The organism is Nocardiopsis sp. TNDT3 (assembly GCF_003427465.1).
GTDB lineage: Bacteria > Actinomycetota > Actinomycetes > Streptosporangiales > Streptosporangiaceae > Nocardiopsis > Nocardiopsis dassonvillei.
Genome location: NZ_QPFC01000405.1, coordinates 1 through 2785, shown reverse-complemented (window position 1 = coordinate 2785; position 2785 = coordinate 1). Strand labels below are relative to the sequence as shown.

Below are 2785 nucleotides of genomic sequence, written 5' to 3'. Positions count from 1 at the left end.
GCCCCCGTCCCCCAGCCCCTCACCCGGAACCGGGACGACGAGGGTTCCTCCACCCTGCCCCAGGAGCGCACGGACACCTCCCGGCAGGAGGGGAGCGTGCCCTCGGCGGAACAGGCTCCCCCGGCCGCCGACCCGGCGTCCGACCTGTTCGCGTTCTTCGAGCAGGAGCTGAACGGTCCCGCGAACACCGGAGGCGGCGTCCCCGCGCAGGACACCGCGCACGCACCCTCCGGCGGGGGGACGACGACCCGGCCCGCCCCGGCCGTCAACGACGGCCGGGCCCAGGAGACCTCGGCCCCCGGGACAGCGCCCGAGGCGACCGGGTCCGACCCGTCCCGGAGACAGCACGAGCCCGAGGATGGGGAAACGGCGAAGGAGCCCGAGCACACACAGGACGAGGAGAAGAAGGAGGAGGACACCGAGGAGGAGAACGAGGACGCCCCCACCGACTCCAAGGACCAGCGCAAGGACGAAGGCGGCGACGACGATGGCCCCGACAAGGGCGGTTCCGGGGGGAACAGCGGGGACCGGACCGGCGGCAACGGAGGCTCCGGCCAGGACCGCTCCGGAGGCGAAGGCGACCAGGGCGGCAGCGGTGGCAGCGGCAGGACCGGTGAGGGTGACCGTTCGGGCGACAGTTCCGGGGACCGGGACGGTTCCGGGGGGAAGGACCGCGGGAAGCAGGGGGAGGACCGTTCCCCGCGTGGAGGCCACCAGGACGGCACGAACCGCAGCCGCGGAGAGAGCCCGGCCCGCCCCGACACCGACGCGGACCCTGTTCCGGACCTGGTCCCGGACACGGACTCGGACGGCTACGACAGCGACGACGACCTGTCCCTGTACGACCTCCCCGACACACTGGTACAGCGGCCCCGCGGCTCAACGTTCGACGAACCGCTGGTCCGACCGCCGTCGGACCAGGACGGCTCCCCCTCCGACTCCGTGGACCCGAAGTCCTCGGACAAGGAGAACGGCTCGCCCGACACCCTCGGCTCCAAGCCCTTCCCCGACGACTTCCTGGGGCTGCTCAACCCCAAGGCCGACTTCGACCAGCCGCTGCCCGGTTCGGTGACCGACATCCTGGCCTTCCCCGTGATGGGCGACAACGGTGGGCCGTCGAACCGTCAGCCCGGACAGGACGACAGCGGTCAGGACGACTCGCGGACCGGGGCGGAGGGCAGCGGCCAGGAGAAGTCGGACCAGTGGAAACCCGCCACCGAAGTCTTCGGCATCCAGGGCGAGGAAACCGAAGGGGACCCCGCTTTCCCCAAGTACCTCACCGACGGGAGAATCCTCGGAAGAATTCCCGAAGCCGACAGGACCACCGACCAGGACGGACTCATCACCCACGTCAAGGACAAACCCCTCGACGAATTCGTCCACGAACTCGTCAACATGCGGGCGAGGGAAATATCCTACCTCGTCAAAAACAAGGTGCCCGTCCGCGTCGAATGGCACGACCTCGGCAGGATGGACAAGAGCCTGCCCAAGAAATCGAGGCCGAACCTCGACCCGGAGACCGGGAGGAACACGGACGGCTACCCCCATGAGGAAGACGGGGAGGAGTACTTCGTCAAGATCCCCCTCACCCCCGAGGACCTGGGCCACGAGAACGGAGCCGTCAACTCCGTCGTCGTCGACCGCAGGACCGGACTCGTCGCCGAAGGCCTCAACGGCAGGCCCCGCCACTCCGTCATCGCGCCCGAACTCCTGCACCCCGAGATCAAGAACCGCATCGACGGCATGTTCCTCCGGGGCAAGTACGAGATCCTCCAGAAGGACGGCACCACCCGCAGGATCAGCAACTACCCCCACTACGACAAACCCGCCAGGCATGCCGAGGTCAAGGCTGTCAACCGCCTCCTGAACGCCACGGAAGACGCACAGATCAGCCACTTCCAGCTCGACAACAAGTTCACACTGAAGCCGCCGTGGGTCCCCTACTGCCCCTCCTGCGCGAACTGCGCCCGCATCACCGAGGGAGCAGCCGCCCCGCGCAGCGGGAAGAACACGCACACCACGGACGACATCAGGAACATCACGTACTACACCCCGAGAAGGGCCGACGCGGAAATCGACCCGGACAGAGGCATCGAACATGGATTCCCGACATACGACACCCCCTTCGGCGGGCCACACGACCCCGACGACAGAAAGAGAAAACCGGGCGAGGACGACGGACTTCACCGGGAGGGAGACGACAAGAGACAGCGGTAAGACCCACACGCAGACCTTCGTGCACGGTCTGGAGAACGGCCCCAGAATGTCCTGGCACGGCAACGGACAACTCGCCGGTCTGGAAAACGTCTCCACCGGAGGAATGCCCGTGGGACCCGCCCACTACTGGAACACCGAGGGCCGCCTCGTCTTCGAGTACATCGACGACGCCTACGCGAACCACCGTCTGTCCCGCAGATGGGACTCCTCGGGCCGCCTCATCAGCGAGGAACACCACGAGGCACAGTTCGGCGGAACCGACACCGCGACGGGGGAGGAGGTGTTCATCCCCTGGCAGCCGATCCGACTGGCTCCAGGCATGCGAGCCCCCGAACACGGGGACTCCCTGCCCGCGGTCAGCGCCGCGGACCTCACCACCGCCGACGTCGAGGGCCGGGGCCGACGGGTCCTGCACGACGGCAAACCCTTCACCGGGGAGGCCGTCACCCTCGACCGCCGGAACCGGATCGAGATGCACACCTTCATCGAGGGCATCGAGGACGGCCCCACCCTGACCTGGGCCCCCAGCGGAAAACTCATCATCCAGGGCATCACCCGCCACCCCCAC

Annotated in this window: 2 pseudogenes; both read left to right on the top strand. The window is 68.3% G+C overall.

The annotated features are described in order from the left end of the window. A pseudogene (locus tag DQW06_RS10785) lies at window positions 1-2217 on the top strand (YwqJ-related putative deaminase); the annotation flags it as partial. A gap of 103 nt (window positions 2218-2320) precedes the next feature. Further along, window positions 2321-2785: pseudogene (locus DQW06_RS10780) on the top strand (hypothetical protein); the annotation flags it as partial.